Origin of the sequence: Methylobacterium sp. 10 (assembly GCF_000519085.1) — a bacterium.
Classification (GTDB): Bacteria; Pseudomonadota; Alphaproteobacteria; order Rhizobiales; family Beijerinckiaceae; genus Methylobacterium.
Window position 1 is genome coordinate 3,579,334 of record NZ_KI912577.1, and the last position, 14,509, is coordinate 3,593,842.

Genomic DNA, 14,509 nt, shown 5'->3' on the forward strand with positions numbered 1-14,509 from the left:
CGGCTTCTCCTCAGGCTCGGGCGGACAAGCGGGTGATCTCGGCCCGGTATTCGCGGCAGCACGACAGAGCCCACGTATGGGTCTGGCGCTGCCAGAACTCGCCTCGGGCGATCCGCTGGCGCGCGGCTGCTGCGACTGTCAGCGATCGAGCATGGCCGCCGCCTCCACTCGACAGGCATAGGAATCGCCGCGTGCGCCTTCGCCAGAGCTTCGAGCCACTCGGCCACAGGCTCGGGCACGGACCCGTCTCCGGACGGCCAGCGGCGCACGAGACGGCCATCGCAGTCCAGAGCCTCGGCCAAGCTCCGCTGAGACCAGCGGAGCAAGGCAAGGATGTCGCGGAGACGTTGGGCTGTCATGAACCGAGGAGCTTGATGAAGGCGGCGCCCGCACCGAAGAAGGCGGCTCCGGCAGCGAGGCAGGACAGCGCGACCTGCCAGACAGCGCGACCTGCCAGACGGAGACCGCGCGATCGCGATCCCGCTTGGCGGCTTCGGCGCGGAGCTTGGCCTACTCTTCAACGAACTTCTGCGTCTCTGCGTTGGAACGCAGGACGCGAGCGACCTGTTCGGCGATGTCGAGACGACGGGCAGAGCAGAGGCCCGTCCCGAAGTCCAGAGCAATCCGAAGCTTGCCGGAGAGGGCAGGGTGGTGGTCCTATGACGCCCGACATGCTGCGCCGCCGCCCCCCTCACCTTGTCCGCGAGACAACCCGCCATGGCACCGTCGTCTGGTACGTCCGACGAGGAGCGGGCCCGCGCGTTCGGCCGCGGGCCGAATACGACACGCAGGCATTCTGGCAATAGTATCGCGCGGCGGTCGAAGGGCGCCCGAACAAGCCGGCTCCGGCTATAGCGACCGGGACCGTTGCCTGGGTGGTCGACCGCTACGTGAACAGCGCGCAGTGGAGCGAGGGGCTGTCAGGGGCCACGCGCGCCCAACGACACGGCCTGCTCCAGGCCATGGTGGCGATCGCGGGGAACGAGCGCCTCGCCGACATCAACCGGCGCTCGATCCAGGAAGGTATGGATCGGCGCAAGGAAAAGCCGCACGGCGCGAACGACTGGCTCAAGACGATGCGGGGGCTCTTCGGCTGGGCCGTCGACCGCGAGTTCATCCCGGCGGATCCGACGCGCGGCGTGACGCTCCTTGCCGGCGTCAACGACCGAAACGGATTCCACACATGGACCGATGAGGAAGTTGCCCGTTTCGAGGCTCGGTGGAAGCTCGGCACACGCGAGCGCTTGGCTCTCGATCTCCTCCTCTACACTGGCCTGCGTCGCGGTGACGCCGCGCGGGTCGGGCGTCCGCATGTCCGCAACGGTGTCCTGCGGGTCACGACCGAGAAGACGGGCAGGACGTTTCCGTCCGCATCATGCCGCCGCTGGCCGCCTCGATCGCGGCCGCACCGATCGGCGACCTCACGTTCATCACCGGCGAGCGCGGCCGACCGATGACGAAGGAGAGCTTCGGGAACTGGTTCAGGGAGGCGTGTCGGGCCGCCGGCGTCCCAGGGGCGGCACATGGTCTGCGCAAGGCGGGCGCGACCGAGGCCGAGTTGAACGCCTGGTTCGGCTGGACGAAGGGAAGCCGGGAGAGCGCGACCTACGTGCGGGGCGCCAATCGCGTGAAGCTGGCCGACCGTCTGGCGACCCATATGGCGGAGAGGGAAATCCCCGCACCTTCCAATCCGGTGCAGGAATCGGGCCGGAAAAGCGAGGAAAATCAATCGCTTGAAAAGAGGCTGGCTCCCCGAGTAGGACTCGAACCTACGACAAAGCGATTAACAGTCGCTTGCTCTACCAACTGAGCTATCGGGGACCACGGCGGGGTCTCTACACACGGCTTTGGCGGGACGCAAGGCCTCTTCGCATATTTGTCGGCTTTGTTTACGGCCTCGCCCCGCTTTGGCCTCGTGGCGCGGAATCCCCGTTGCGAACGAGGCCCAGGCTCTGTAAGAGACCCGTCACCTTGGATCGACCGCCCGATCCGGAGGCGCCATTCCCTCCTCGATGGGATGTGGCAGAGGCCTCGTGGCGGAGTGGTTACGCAGAGGACTGCAAATCCTTGCACCCCGGTTCGATTCCGGGCGAGGCCTCCAAATCTTTCTCGATCCCCGACTTTGTGGAGAGAGTACTCGGTCATGGCCCGGGCGCTCATCCCGTTGGCTCGATCCATCCGAACGAGCGGGTCACGGCCCTGCCCCAGGCGGCGTAGAGCCGGTTGCGCCGGCCCTCGTCCATTCGCGGGTGCCAGCGATGGTCGACGCCCCAATTGGCCACGAGGTCGCCGGTGCCGGCCCAGTACCCCGTGGCGAGGCCGGCCGCATAGGCGGCACCCAGCGCCGTGGTCTCCGTCACCTTCGGTCGCAGCACCGGCACGGCGAGAAGGTCCGCCTGGAACTGCATCAGGAGGTCGTTGCCGACCATGCCGCCATCGGCCCTCAATTCCGCGATCGCAATTCTCGAATCCGTCTCCATCGCCTCGATGACCTCCCGGGTCTGGTAGGCGGTGGCCTCCAGGGCGGCACGGGCGATGTGGCCCTTGTTGGCGTAGCGGGTGAGGCCGGCGATGATGCCGCGCGCGCTCTCCCGCCAATGCGGCGCGTAGAGCCCCGAGAAGGCCGGCACGAAATACACGTCGCCATTGTCCTCCACCGTGCGGGCGAGGGACTCGATCTCTGCGCTGTCCCGGATGAGACCGAGATTGTCGCGCAGCCACTGCACCAAGGCGCCGGTGATGGCGATGGAGCCTTCGAGGGCATAGACCGGCGCCTCGTCGCCGAGCCGATAGGCGAGGGTGGTGACGAGGCCGCAGGTGGAGGGCACCGGAACTGTCCCGGTATTCATCAGCACGAAGCAGCCGGTGCCGTAGGTGTTCTTGGCCTCGCCGGGCGAGAAGCAGGCCTGACCGAACAGGGCCGCCTGCTGGTCCCCGAGGATGCCGGCGATAGGCACGCCGGGGAGGGCGCCCCGCGTCTCGCCGTAGACCGCGCTCGACGAAACGATCCTCGGCAGCATCGCCCGTGGGATGCCGAAGGCCGAGATCATGCCGGCATCCCAGTCGAGGGTGTCGAGGGCCATGAGCTGGGTGCGGCTGGCATTGGTCGCGTCGGTGACGTGGAGACCGCCCTGCGGGCCGCCGGTGAGGTTCCAGACGAGCCAAGTGTCGATAGTGCCGAACAGGACATCCCCTGCCTCGGCCGCCGCGCGGGCACCGGGCACCCGGTCGAGGAGCCAGGCGAGCTTGAGACCGGCAAAGTAGCTCGCGAGCGGCAGCCCGGTGACCGCGCGGAAACGATCCTTGCCACCGTCGCGGGCGAACTCGGCCACGAGCCCGTCCACCCGCGTATCCTGCCAGACCAGGGCGTTGTGGAGCGGGCGCCCAGTGGCGCGATCCCAGATCAGCGTGGTCTCGCGCTGATTGGTGATGCCGATGGAGACGAGGTCCGAAGGCTGCAGCCCCGCCGTCTGCAGGGCCTCGCGCATCACGGTCCGGGTGTTGCGCCAGATCTCGTTGGCGTCGTGCTCCACATGGCCGGGACGGGGGTAGATCTGCTCGTGCTCGCGCTGGGCCAAGGCGATGATCGCGCCGCCGCGATCGAAAACGATGAAGCGCGTGCTGGTCGTGCCCTGATCGATCGCCCCGACATAGCGCGACATGGCCGTCTCCCCCCTTCGATGGTGCGCGTCCCCGGTCAGGCCGCCTCCGCCCCGGCTTCCATATAGGCTTCGAGCCGCGCCCGTCCCTCGGGCGGCAGGTGCAGGCCGAGCTTCGAGCGGCGCCAGAGGATGTCGGGCGCGCTGCGCGCCCATTCCCGCTCGATCAGATACTCCACCTCGGCCTCGGTGAGCCCCTCCCCGAAAGCCGTCCCGAGATCGGCGAGAGTCCGCGCCGTGCCGAGCAGCTCGTCCGTCCGCGTGCCGTAGGCACGGGCGAGGCGACGCGCCATCCCCGGCGGCAGGAAGGGCCGCTGCGCCATGAGGTCGGCGAGGAACCGCTCGAAATCGGCGCCCGGCATGTCGCCGCCAGGCAGAACCGCATCGCCGGTCCAGGCGGGCTTCATCCCGGGGCGATAGGGGGCGAGCTTGCCCAACGCGTGTTCGGCCAGGCGCCGGTAGGTGGTGATCTTGCCGCCGAAGACCGAGAGCACCGGCAGGCGGCCATCCCGGTCGGAGACGTCGAGGACGTAGTCCCGGGTGACCGCGGAGGCATTCGCAGCGGCATCGTCGAAGAGCGGGCGCACGCCCGAGAAACTCCAGACCACGTCGTCGGGGCCGATCCGGGCCCGGAACGACCGGTTGATGCAGTCGCAGAGATAGAGGGTCTCGTCCTCGGAGATGCGGACCGGGCCCGGTTCCCCGACATGGGGCACGTCGGTGGTGCCGATGAGGGTGAAGGCGCCCTCGTAGGGAATCGCAAAGACGATGCGCCCGTCGGGCTGCTGCAGGATGTACGCGTGCGCGCCGTCGTAGAGCTTGCCGACGACGATGTGGCTGCCCTTGACGAGCCGGACCGCCGCCCGGCTGGCGAGGCCGAGGGTGTGCCCCAGGGTCTCGCTCACCCAGGGGCCCGCCGCGTTGACGATCATCCCAGCCCGCACGGTCTCGCGGCGGCCGGTCGCGGCGTCGCGGATCGTCGCGGCCCAGGATGTCCCGTCGCGATGAGCCGATTCGACCGCGGTACGCGTCCGGATGACGGCGCCGCGCTCGCGCGCATCCATGGCGTTGAGCACCACGAGGCGGCTGTCCTCGACCCAGCAATCCGAATAGGCGAAGCCCCGCGTCAGACGCGACTGCAGCGGCAGGCCGAAATCCGAGTGTCGCAGAGCCACCGACGCAGAGCCGGGCAGGGCGCGCAGACGGGCGAGGTGGTCGTAGAGGACCAGCCCGAGCCGCAGCATCCAGGCGGGGCGCAGGCCCTCGTCATGCGGCAGGACGAAACGCAGCGGCCAGATGATGTGGGGCGCCAGCCGCAGCAGGCGCCCGCGCTCGGCCAAAGCCTCCCGCACCAGCCGGAACTCGTAATGTTCGAGGTAGCGCAGGCCGCCATGGATCAGCTTGGTGGAGGAGGACGAGGTGAACTCGCCAAGATCCCCGCGCTCGCAAAGCATGACCCGAAGACTGCGCCCCGCCGCATCCCGCGCGATGCCCGCGCCGTTGATGCCGCCGCCGATGACGAGGAGATCGTAATCGTTCGCGTCCAACCCTTTGACCTCTCTCATTCGTCCCCAAAAGCCATTCTGACGAAAGGAGAGGACAGGCCGAGCCGGCACGGCCGCCTCCGTCAGGATGCTGGCGCCGGAGATCGCGGGATCGGAGATGTCCGGCGACCGGCCCGGATCGAGACGACACGAGAAGTCATCGGGCCTCAAGATGTTTTCGCTACAGGCGGAACGGCATGCGCGTTTCGCCGGGTCAACGTTCCGGCACGATCCTTTCCCGCCGACCAGCAGCCGATCGGCCGCCATGCGTCCGGTTCATTCGCGCGCGCCGGATGCCTCGCACGTTTGTCTCGGCCTCGATCTCGCGCTTCGACGCGCCGCTGTGCCGCAGCGTGCGGACGAGTGGCCCGGACGCGCAGACCGCATGCCGCTACGACGTGACAGGCACTCCATGAATCCTGTCAAACGCAACAGCAGGACTCCCCTCCCTTCGAGCGATCGCTCTGTTTGGCATCATCCGGGTGGTTGACCGGACAGGAACAGTGCCTTATGCGAACAACCTCGTTCGGAAGCGCTCACGAAGCTTCCGGCCCAGCTCGAAGAACGGCGGCAAAAAACGCCGTGTCTTTTTTGGGTTCGTTGGGGGATAGTTTAACGGTAGAACAGTGGACTCTGACTCCTCTAGTCGAGGTTCGAATCCTCGTCCCCCAGCCACTGATTTAACTACGCTTTTTCCACTTCAGTACAAGAACAGCTAGGCCCGGTCGGGTACCCGGTCGGGAAACTGCGTTCTTGTTTCGAGCTTCCTGATGGCCGCGATGGCGAGTGCCGGATCACGGTTCAGGTAGTGAGCATCCAAGATCGAGCGCACATCGTTCAGCGAGTGCCCGGTCAGGGTCGCAATCTCAGCTTCAGAGCATCCAGCGAGCGCCAGACGGCTCACCGCCGTGCCGCGCAGGTCGTGGAACGTCACACCGCTCACCGCGGCAGCTTGGCAGGCTTTCCGCCACGACGAACGGAAGCCATCACTGGTCCAGGGGCGACCCTCAGAGTTCACGAGGACGATCGGGCTCTTGCGCACCGTGGCCGTCAGGGCCTCGCGCAGTGGTCCGCTGACCGGGATGACGACGCGCGCGCCGGTCTTGCTCTGCTGCAGGCGAATCGTCTCGCCGTCATAGGCCGACCAGGTGAGGCGGAGCAGGTCGCCCTGCCGCTGACCAGTCCAGAGGGCCAGGATAAGGGGCAGGCGCATGTGCACGGGCGCCTTTGCCAGGAACGCGGCCTCGTCCGTCGCCGTCCACACCTTGTCAGTGCGCTGGGCGCGGTAGAGGCGACCGCCCCTCTCACAGGGGTTCACCAGCACAAGGCCACGATCGAGGGCCCAGGACAGGACGCGGGCGAGAACGCTCCAGGCATAATCGGCCTGCCGACGAGACCGCACAGCAAGACGATCCCGCCACGCCATGAACTCGCCGCGCACCCGCCGGTCGGTGAGGGCGCCAAGGGGGAGGTCACCGAACTCGGCCTCGATCGCTTTGATGTGCCGGATGTAGTCTTTCCTGGTGATGTCGCTGCGCCCCAAGAACTCGGCGCTGGCCTGATAGCCTTTCAGGATTGAGAACATGACGCCAGCTGCCGGCTTCCGCTGTTCGGACACCGCATCATTGTAGCTCGCCATGAACTCGGGGCTGCCAGGCTCGCCCTCGATCCTCGGACCGCCCTTCCAAGCGTACCAGTAGGTGCGCTTGGTGCCGTCGCTCAGCACCTTCGTTTTGGAATTGAGACCCTTTAGCCTAACGCGCATCGCGCTTTGCCCTCCATGCATCGAAGTCGGACGCCGGCTCCTGCCGGACGTCCTCGCTGGAGTAGACTACGATCTTGCCGCCTTCGATCTCGACCCGGCCGATCTTGAGACCGGCAGCTTGCGCGCCCTTCACGGCACGGGAGATGGCAGCTTGGGTGACCGTCTGGCGGCGAGCCATGTTCAGGCCCCAGCCTCATCAGGCACTTCGGATGCGTTGCCTGGACGCGCACACGCCTCCGTGAGCAAACGAAGCGTAGGCTCCTGGATGGTAACCTCCACGAGTCGGCCCTTTGCGTCCGAGCGAAACGGTGGCTGAAGTTCCTTCTCCCCATTCCAAGCGAAGACGCATGTGAATCGGAGACCTTGCCCCTCTCGAGTGACGCGGTCCGACTCCTCGAAGTCAGCTAAATTCGAGATGTGCAGGGTGATCGTTGCCCGTGGCTCAGGACGTGAGAACGTGACACTTCGGTAGAGGTGAACCGCGTCATGCGTAGGCATGTAGGTAGTAAAATCGCGAAGAAGTTCGTCCCGTTCGTCGCCGCTCAGGCTGATCAGGTGCTGCAGAGCTTCGCCGAAGGTCGAAGCCGCCTTGATCTGCGTCCACCAGCTTGAACGGTCGAGATCAAAATCTCTCTGCCGTCGGCCGTGGAATCGACTGAGGCTCTGGTACTGCTCGACAGCTGCGGCAGCATTGGCGGGGATATCGCTTCCGCTCGCCCCCATCAGCAGGTTGGCGGCTTCCCTAACCCCCATATCGGATGCGCCAGGCCCACGCTTTGTCGTGGGCAGATGGCCAGCCTCACGGATCACGCGAGCGATGTGGTTCAGCGTGGCTTCGCCGCGCTCGTCACCCTCGGCCAGCACCTTCACCAAGCCAGGAAGCTTCATACCCGATCCCCGCGTTCGAACTCTGTGTATCGAACAGAATTCGTGCGTGCAAGGGATTCTGCGCGATAGTCGGAATTAGGCTCCGCTGGGCGGCTCTCCTCGTCAAGGATCGCAACGATGCGGTCCACGACGTCGAGAGCGAGCTCGGCCAGGCGCTCGAACTCCTCGCGCGGGATGGTAGTCGCCTGGATCCGGCGAGAAGCCGGGAAGCGTACGACGTTGGTCATCGGGCCACCTTCGGAGAGAGGAAGGCTAACTTGTCATTCTTGCTGGACATGTAGCGGCCTCCGCAGGAGCCATCTCGATCGATTCCAGTCATTCCGCATAGCGCGGCCGCAATCGAATGAAGACAGCGCTCTGCCCGGCTTGCTGCTGCTTCGCGAACTACTTTTTCGGATCCCGTTGTAGCTAAATCGACCGCATGAAACGTGACGGCCAGCTGCGTGAGCATGCCACTGGGTGATGCGGCTCGCGTGTAACTGACCGCCAACTCCAACTCATCGATAAGACGCACACAGTGCTGGTCTAGCGGTTCAAGCAACGCCGCGTTTTCGACCGTCATCACATCCTGAAGGCGGTTATACTCAACCCAGGCCTCCTCCAAGATCTCGCCCAGCTTTGCAGCTGCACAGGTCGTTGGCACCGGCTCGCAGGCCGGGGCTGCTGCCGGCTGCATCGCGCGCTCAACCGATCGCCGTGAAGCTTTGACGCGCTGCTTAAGGCTCGCCTGATGGTCCACAGGGGCAGTTTTGTGTGCTGTGGTCATCGTTGCCCCCTCAACCGAGTTGCAGGAAGCCGTAGGCGAGCACGCCCCCGGCAATGATCAGGACGGCCGAAACGAGATCCCCGGCCATATCGAGGAAGCGAGGTGCGCGCACATGGTCCGTATCGGGACGCACAGGCGCCGTGACACGCCAATCCTCCCCGGCATCGGGGCCGTGCTCATCGGGCTCCAGAATAGGCGCTTGCCGAGCGTAGAGGCCATCGGTCGGTCGGCGTTTCAGATGCAAAGGGGCGAGCGAAGGCGTTGCCATAACCGGTGTGCTCCGGGGCTGCAGGGACTGAACTGTGCGGAATGCCGCGCTTTCGCGCAGGCGTCAGGTTACGAGCGCGTTGCTTATGTCGCCCACCCCTGATACAAAAGGATCATACAGAATGATCTAAAGGGGTCAAGCGAAATGATCTGTTCGGATCAGCTTCGAGCTGGCAGGGCGCTCGCCGATCTCTCACAGGCCGAAGTCGCGGCACGTGCCGGCTTATCGCTTCCGACGATCAAGCGAGCGGAAGCAAACGGCGCCATAGCGGTCTCGGACAGTGCTCGGGCAGCGATTGCGAAGGTCCTCGAGGCCGCCGGCGTCATCTTTATTGAGCAGAATGGCGAGGGGCCTGGAGTTCGGCTCCGTAAATAGGATCAAAGCTAATGGCATCTAAAATCTCTCGTGTGAAAAAATTTAATATAACAGCCCGATTAATCGAGCCAATTTATCACAATGTAACTGTAGTATTTGAAAAAGATGGAATTGAAATAGAGTTCATCGTTCCGGTCAAAGGTCCAGGGGGTGATTTGTCGGCACCGTACCAGGAAGTCGAAGATTTTCTCAGAGCTTCTGCTGAATAGATTAGAGAGTTGAAGGAAAGTATCCGAAACAGAAGCTAGATCTTTTTCATAGCATCTGACCTGCGGCTGCTATACCGGCGGCGGTTTCATCGGAAGCGGGCTTCCGATGACGGATGGACGCTGGCTTTTGGCGGTCGACCGCCTATGTCACGTTAAGCGAGGGACGTAGCGAGCCGCTCCCTTGGTATAAGTTCGCCATGCGCAAGCCACTGAAGGGGTCACGATGAGCGACGATAAGAAGGAAACAAAGGTCAATCGTACCTTTGCCCAGGACACTCAAATTCCGAAGGTTCCGGGGATACTCGAAAAATCTAATCAGCCAAAGTCAGGCGGCCCCGATGCCTCGACCCAGCCAAAGCCTGCGCCCTCACCTTTGACGACCAGTCAAGGTGGCTCATCAGAGCCAAGAAAGCCTCCGCCCGCGCACCATGACTAGCCATTGATGTGTCTAAAATTTATCATTTTAATCTTAGATGCGGGCACGAAAGTAATACGATCTCCGTAGTCCGCATCTTTGACATTTTTTACTTCACGCTCCACGCCATCCTTCGATATAGTATGCGTCAAATAAATTGCCATATCGCCATCTTGACCTATCAGGCATGGCCCAAATGGAGACTTCTTAAAGCTTTGCAGATCGTTGCAAATTAGCCAAGAACCATCTTCAAGCTGAATAGATATTTGCGATAAGGAAGAATGAGTTTCGCTAAGCATAAGCGCTAAAGTAGTTGGACTATCGTCGCTCCAGCTTACATTCCATTTACGAAGCAGTTTTCTCAGTAGGGATCGGAAGAAGCGACGCCATAGCAGACCGCACCCGCATGTTAAAAAGAAAGCGGTCGCCCCAGCCGCCACCACGTTCATGTGCTGTTGTGCGATGTACAGCGATGCGCTGGCTATCAAGCCAAATATGAGTGATAGAAATGTGACATCAACCGTGCTGTGCTTTGCACGAATACCGACGTAGCAGAGTAAGTACGCCGCGTAACCGCTCGCTACGGCCAGCTGTATTTGCCATGACAACCCCAGAAGTGCGTCAGCCACGGCAATCTCTCAAATGGCTATGGAAACTCGCCTCTGGTTTATGCGGCGCGGGCAACAACCGCAAATTCCGCCGCCGAGACTTTGCTCACGGCTTCCCCGTCGCCTTCTGGATGCAGCGGATTTCAGGGGGCGGGGCAAACATCGGGCGTGCCGTCCCATCGCCGCCCTCATTCACACGGACCAGCATCCCGCCCAATTCCTTTCGCCCGGCCTCGCAGGCTTCCTTCGTCGGAAACTCTGCGGAGCCGGACGTGAGGCCACCGGTCGTCGACATGAATAGCCAGAGCATGATCCACATGCCTCGACCCTGCCGCGTCAAGCGCCCCTGGGCAAGTCCCGACATTTGAGTCTGCAGGGGCGAGCTATTCCTTGTCGGGACGCGTTATGCTGAACGCAGTAAGCGAGCGGAGACAGGCATGGCCGACGACTCAGTCACCACGGGCAAAGTTGAAGGAATCGACCCCTTTTCGCCAGGCATGGAACGGCGATATCGCTCCGAAAACAAAATCTGCCTCATTGAAATTACGACGAGCGATGGAACTTTGATCCGCATGGTGCTCGACCGAAATCAAAAGATGTCCATCACAGACGGCAGTGCGCCATACACCTTCGTGATCAAAGAGTTCGTCAGCATGGATGAGCATTTCCCGGAGTATTAGCGTGTCGCAAGCGTCCGCTGATTGAGGGCTTGTTTGGTTCGTGAGCCATCCCGACTGACCGCAGCCGCCGCCATTTCATCGAACGTGATCTCGAGACGCTTTCCGCCACGCCCGTCTGGTGCTTGTGTCACGGTCGGCTGCGATGGGGCATTGTTCACCGTCACCTGCAGGTTCATCGGCTGTGCGCTTGCGCCACCCTGAAACTGCACGGGGATTCGGCCGCCGCTCGGTAACGGCACAACGGCCTCGCGCTGCCCAGGCACTTCGCCCGCGATAGACGGGCCGTCCGTAATGCCGCCCAAGGCGAACTTCGGCATGCTACTGAAGAGGCTGCCGATGAGGCCGCCGGCGGCGTTTGTGCCCGGCGCCGCCGCGGTGCCGAATAGACCAGCGAGGGGACCGGTGCCCATGACGCTCGCTTGCAGCGCCGCCCGGGTTAGGCTCGCCGTCATATTGCTGAAGATGCTAGAGACGGTCGCCCCTCTCGTCGCCATGCCGTCCAGGGCGTTGACGATCTCGTTTCCGGCGAAGCCTTGGAGCGCAAAAGACTGCTGCGCGGATTGCCGGGTCTGCTCAAGAGCCGTCGCTGCCGCCGCCGACTTTGTCGCGTAGTCCGTGATCTGCGCAGTGAGTTGCGGGGTGATGTCCCGATCCGCGCGCTTGGCCGCAGTCAGAAGCTCTTGCTCGGCGCGGTATTTCGCGACGACACCGGCGCCCATGCCGAACGTCGTGTTCTGCTCCTCCATGCGCCGCGTCTGGTCCTCGATCCGCTTCGTTGCGCGGTCGTAATCGTCCAGCGCATCCGCCGACCCGCCACCGCTTTTTCCGCCGCCCTTGCTCGCGCTTTCCAGCGTCGACATGGCGCCGGCCCGGGCAATCTGCCCCCGCGCGTCGCCAGGCGTGATGGTCTTGCCGATAAGGTCGAAGGCCTTCTGCCGCTCGGCCACGTTCCGCTTCTCGGCTTCGGTCTTCGCGTTCGTACTGTCGATCTTAAGCTGATCCGACCGGCGGCTGATCTCCTCGGCCGAGATCATCTTGCCGGTCGCGTCGGTCATCGTCGTGATGGCGCGGGTGGTCGCCGTATAGGCTTCCTCGGTCTGCGCTTGATCGGCGAGGCGATTCCGGGCCAGCGGGTCGGCCAGACCATCCCGAAGAGCCGTCTGCTGCTCGCGTAGCTGCGACAGGCGGGAGAAATTCGGGTCGATCTGCCGGGCAACCGCACCCGCGGCGGACGATGCTTTGTCGGCTCGCGCCTCGGCCGCCCTTCCCTCGGCGATCATGCGTTCTTGATCGGCGATGACCCTGGCGACTTCGAGCTGGTTTGCATCCTTGCTGTCCCGCGGGTTCAGCGGCTCCATGCCCATCGCCGTGCGGGTCTTGTTCGTGTTGTCCACGATCGTCTGAAGCCGCGTCACGGCCTCCTGCGCTCCTTCAGGCGCCACACCTAGCTTAATGCCGGCGATGCGCTTGGCGGCCTCCCAGTAGCCGTTCGCGGCTGCCGTGGCCGTGTTCCAGGCCGAGGCCCAGCCGGTTGTGCTCGCCGCGTTGGCGTCGATGGATGCCTTCAGGCTGTCGGCGAGGGTCTGTTGGGCGGCCGAGCGGTCGCCCTGCTCGATCTGCGTCTGGATCAACTGCCGCGTGCGATCATCTAGGCCGCCGATCCGGCTTGCCACCGCGTCGGCTCCACTGCCGATGTCCGCGAACGTGCGGGTAAGCTCTTGGGTCGCGCTCGCGGCGTCCTGACCGGTTAGCTGCGCATATCGCTCCGTGACCTGAATGAGGGTGCCGAAGACGCTCGTCCCGATTTCGCCGGTCGAATTGTACGCCGCCACCATCTCGCGAGCGGTCGAGGTCGAGACCCTGCCCGCCTCAGCGTTGGCACGGGCTACCGTGTCGAGCTGCTCGGCGGTGTTGCCACTCGCCCGGCCGAGCCCCTGCGTAGCGTTCTGCAGCGCGGTCTGGTCCGACCGGGCCTGCGCAGCGGCAACACCGAAGGCGATGCCGAGGCCGGCCACAGCCGTCGTCGCGACGGTTACGGGCGTGACGAGGGCCATCGCGCTCTGGCCTAGGGCAGCGAGGCCACCCTTGAGGCCGCCTTCACCCCCAGCAAGGCCCTGCAAGATCTGCGGACCCTGCTGGAATGCGACGGTGCCGAGGCCCGCGCCGGAACCAAGGGAAGCGACGACATCGCCGCCCTGGTACATCAAATCGCGCTTCTGGTTAGAGTCGAGACCGCGTCGTGCGGCCGGGTTGTCATTCGCGGACGGGAGGGCCGGGAGCGCCGACGGTGTATTCTGCGGATTGGCGGCGGCACCCCGCGCAAGTGCCTGCTCATAGGCCGTGGCCGACTTGGTTGCCCGATCCCAGTCCTTCGCCATCTTGTCGATGACGCTGGATGTAGAGGTAAATCGGCCGGAGGCGTCGCGCACCCTATCAATGGCCGACGCGGTGTCGCTCGCGGCGCGGGAAACGGTGGCAAGAGCGGCCCCCGTCTTCATGGTGGCTTGGGTGAAGGCGGCCGAAGCGGTGTCGGCCTTGGTGGCCGATCCCGCGAGCCGGTCGAGCACCGTCGAGGCGTCCGCCGCTGGGCGGCTGTCTATTTCGAGGCCAAGTATCGCGAGATCCGCCATCGCCATCTCCCCTATGCGTCTGCGGCGGCTTCGAGAGGCGCCATGGCCTGCTCGAAACCGTCACGCGAGAGACCGGAGGCTTCAAAGAGTTCGTTGCGAACCACTGCAACGGCCTGTTCGGCGAGCTGGTAGTCCTCTTCCACTCCTGCGATTTCCTCAAGGCGCTGGCCGTGGATGGTTTCGGCCCGCTCCACCTTCAGGCGCTCCTGCAGCCCATACTGTGGGCGCTGCATAGCCTCGTCATCGAGTCCGGACATGAATGCCGGAACGCCGAGCACTGCGGCCGAACCCTCGGGCGATTGACACAACTCCCTCGCGAGCCGTTCGCGCTGCGCCGGAGGGAGCGACCGAAGGAATGTCCGGGTCTCCTGTGCCCGCATCTCGCCGACCGCATCGGGGCGTTCGATTTTGCCGTTGAGGAGAGCCTCCCGCTCGGATCGGGCGTAGGCCAGTGCGCGCCGTACGGGCCGCGAGGCCGCCGCAAGCTCTTTCATCTTCACACTCTTGACCAGTTCGGCGACGCCCGTCCTCCGACCAAAATCAGACAGCGTGCTGTCATTCTTGAGCTTGCCCCGAATTGCCTCGATGCTGCTTCCAATGTTTTCGGTGCCCTCAATCACGGCAAGCACATCCTGCGCGTGACGACGGGTTACCGAAACATTCTGGCGAAGTGTGTTGAAGAGATGGGGGTTCATCATTCGG

The 14,509-nt window shown here is 64.1% G+C and carries 15 protein-coding genes and 3 tRNA genes; 6 read left to right on the forward strand and 12 right to left on the reverse strand.

From position 1 onward, the window contains the following. Window positions 1-875: 875 nt before the first annotated feature. Complete coding sequence (locus K368_RS27110; protein ID WP_197031026.1) at window positions 876-1,457, forward strand: hypothetical protein; 582 nt, start codon at window positions 876-878, stop codon at window positions 1,455-1,457. A 288-nt stretch (window positions 1,458-1,745) separates the two neighbouring features. Here K368_RS27110 and K368_RS0116725 read toward each other — a convergent pair. Beyond that, window positions 1,746-1,821 (reverse strand) — tRNA-Asn (locus K368_RS0116725). 206 nt (window positions 1,822-2,027) lie between these two features. Here K368_RS0116725 and K368_RS0116730 point away from each other — a divergent pair. Next, window positions 2,028-2,101, forward strand: a tRNA-Cys gene (locus K368_RS0116730). Between the two features lie 55 nt (window positions 2,102-2,156). Here the strand turns inward: K368_RS0116730 and glpK are convergent. Continuing rightward, entirely contained in the window at window positions 2,157-3,662 is a 1,506-nt protein-coding gene (gene glpK, locus K368_RS0116735; RefSeq protein ID WP_027173327.1) for a glycerol kinase GlpK, read from the reverse strand. Between the two features lie 35 nt (window positions 3,663-3,697). After that, window positions 3,698-5,224: a glycerol-3-phosphate dehydrogenase gene (gene glpD / locus K368_RS0116740; protein ID WP_036267081.1), complete on the reverse strand. Its 1,527-nt coding sequence runs from the start codon at window positions 5,222-5,224 to the stop codon at window positions 3,698-3,700. Between the two features lie 580 nt (window positions 5,225-5,804). Between glpD and K368_RS0116745 the strand changes: the two genes are divergently transcribed. Beyond that, window positions 5,805-5,878: transfer RNA gene (locus K368_RS0116745), tRNA-Gln, on the forward strand. Window positions 5,879-5,918: 40 nt separating this feature from the next. On the opposite strand, the gene K368_RS0116750 is transcribed toward K368_RS0116745, so the two are convergent. The 5 genes from K368_RS0116750 to K368_RS26785 are packed head-to-tail and all read right to left on the reverse strand — an operon-like array spanning window position 5,919 to window position 8,622. Further along, on the reverse strand, window positions 5,919-6,968 hold the full coding sequence (locus K368_RS0116750) for a site-specific integrase (RefSeq protein WP_027173329.1): 1,050 nt from the start codon (window positions 6,966-6,968) through the stop codon (window positions 5,919-5,921). After that, window positions 6,958-7,146 carry a hypothetical protein gene (locus K368_RS0116755; protein WP_027173330.1) on the reverse strand — a complete coding sequence of 63 codons (189 nt, stop codon included), beginning with the start codon at window positions 7,144-7,146 and terminating at the stop codon, window positions 6,958-6,960. The genes K368_RS0116750 and K368_RS0116755 overlap by 11 nt, the downstream gene beginning before the upstream one ends. 2 nt (window positions 7,147-7,148) lie before the next feature. Beyond that, the gene (locus K368_RS0116760; protein ID WP_027173331.1) at window positions 7,149-7,856 is read right to left on the reverse strand and encodes a hypothetical protein; all 708 of its coding nucleotides are present in this window, start codon (window positions 7,854-7,856) and stop codon (window positions 7,149-7,151) included. Next, window positions 7,853-8,083, reverse strand: a complete 231-nt coding sequence (locus K368_RS24895) for a hypothetical protein (RefSeq protein WP_036266427.1) — start codon at window positions 8,081-8,083, stop codon at window positions 7,853-7,855. The genes K368_RS0116760 and K368_RS24895 overlap by 4 nt, the downstream gene beginning before the upstream one ends. Beyond that, window positions 8,080-8,622 carry a hypothetical protein gene (locus K368_RS26785; RefSeq protein ID WP_155935200.1) on the reverse strand — a complete coding sequence of 181 codons (543 nt, stop codon included), beginning with the start codon at window positions 8,620-8,622 and terminating at the stop codon, window positions 8,080-8,082. Before K368_RS26785 ends, K368_RS24895 begins: the two co-directional genes overlap by 4 nt. Before the next feature lie 412 nt (window positions 8,623-9,034). Between K368_RS26785 and K368_RS0116775 the strand changes: the two genes are divergently transcribed. Together K368_RS0116775 and K368_RS26790 are read left to right on the forward strand one after the other, a co-directional pair. Further along, on the forward strand, window positions 9,035-9,265 hold the full coding sequence (locus K368_RS0116775; protein ID WP_027173333.1) for a helix-turn-helix transcriptional regulator: 231 nt from the start codon (window positions 9,035-9,037) through the stop codon (window positions 9,263-9,265). A gap of 11 nt (window positions 9,266-9,276) precedes the next feature. Continuing rightward, on the forward strand, window positions 9,277-9,474 hold the full coding sequence (locus tag K368_RS26790) for a hypothetical protein (RefSeq protein WP_155935202.1): 198 nt from the start codon (window positions 9,277-9,279) through the stop codon (window positions 9,472-9,474). 432 nt (window positions 9,475-9,906) lie between these two features. On the opposite strand, the gene K368_RS26795 is transcribed toward K368_RS26790, so the two are convergent. Both K368_RS26795 and K368_RS0116780 read right to left on the reverse strand, forming a co-directional pair. Further along, entirely contained in the window at window positions 9,907-10,518 is a 612-nt protein-coding gene (locus tag K368_RS26795; protein ID WP_155935204.1) for a hypothetical protein, read from the reverse strand. 85 nt (window positions 10,519-10,603) lie between these two features. Then, window positions 10,604-10,816: a hypothetical protein gene (locus tag K368_RS0116780; RefSeq protein WP_155935206.1), complete on the reverse strand. Its 213-nt coding sequence runs from the start codon at window positions 10,814-10,816 to the stop codon at window positions 10,604-10,606. Window positions 10,817-10,934: 118 nt separating this feature from the next. Here K368_RS0116780 and K368_RS0116785 point away from each other — a divergent pair, with 118 nt between their 5' ends. After that, window positions 10,935-11,177, forward strand: coding sequence for a hypothetical protein (locus tag K368_RS0116785; RefSeq protein WP_027173335.1), 243 nt, complete (start codon window positions 10,935-10,937; stop codon window positions 11,175-11,177). On the opposite strand, the gene K368_RS0116790 is transcribed toward K368_RS0116785, so the two are convergent. After that, a complete protein-coding gene (locus tag K368_RS0116790; RefSeq protein WP_197031027.1) occupies window positions 11,174-13,807 on the reverse strand; it encodes a phage tail length tape measure family protein in 2,634 nt (877 codons plus the stop codon). The genes K368_RS0116785 and K368_RS0116790 overlap by 4 nt on opposite strands. Window positions 13,808-13,818: 11 nt before the next feature. Continuing rightward, entirely contained in the window at window positions 13,819-14,505 is a 687-nt protein-coding gene (locus tag K368_RS0116795) for a hypothetical protein (RefSeq protein ID WP_155935208.1), read from the reverse strand. Between the last annotated feature and the right edge of the window lie 4 nt (window positions 14,506-14,509).